Here is a 454-nt window from a genome sequence, read left to right as displayed (position 1 = left end):
ACTGATAGTTCGAGCAACACCACGGCCACGACCAGTGCCAATGTCGCGCTGAACGTGCTGAACGTGGCCGACGCCCCGGCGCTGACGTTGCCAACGCTGCCGCTGGCCGGGCTGGAGGACACTTCCATCGCCCTGCCGGTTGCCATCGGCACGCTCAGCCCGACGGAATCGGTCAGCGTCACCATCAGCGGCCTGCCGACCGGGGCGACGCTCTCGGCCGGGACGCACAATGCCGACGGCAGCTATACCCTGACCCAGGGCCAGCTCGTCGGCTTGACGCTGAATGCGCCGGATCCGGGCAATGCGACGCTGCATGTGACGGCCACCATCACCGACAGCAGCAGCGGCACCACCGCCAGCACCAGCGCCAATCTGGGTCTGACGGTGCTCAACCTGGCGGATGCGCCCAACCTGACCCTGCCGGCCCTGCCGATCACCGGGCTCGAGGATCTGC

Annotated in this window: 1 protein-coding gene; it reads left to right on the top strand. The window is 68.1% G+C overall.

Annotated elements, in window-relative coordinates:
• Window positions 1–454: hypothetical protein (locus BKE38_RS32575; RefSeq protein ID WP_165694315.1), on the top strand; the 454-nt coding region annotated here is incomplete at both ends.

This window comes from Teichococcus deserti (genome assembly GCF_001982615.1).
Lineage (GTDB): Bacteria > Pseudomonadota > Alphaproteobacteria > Acetobacterales > Acetobacteraceae > Pseudoroseomonas > Pseudoroseomonas deserti.
The sequence above is the reverse complement of the archived record's forward strand: the minus strand, read 5'-3'. Positions and strand labels throughout refer to the sequence as shown.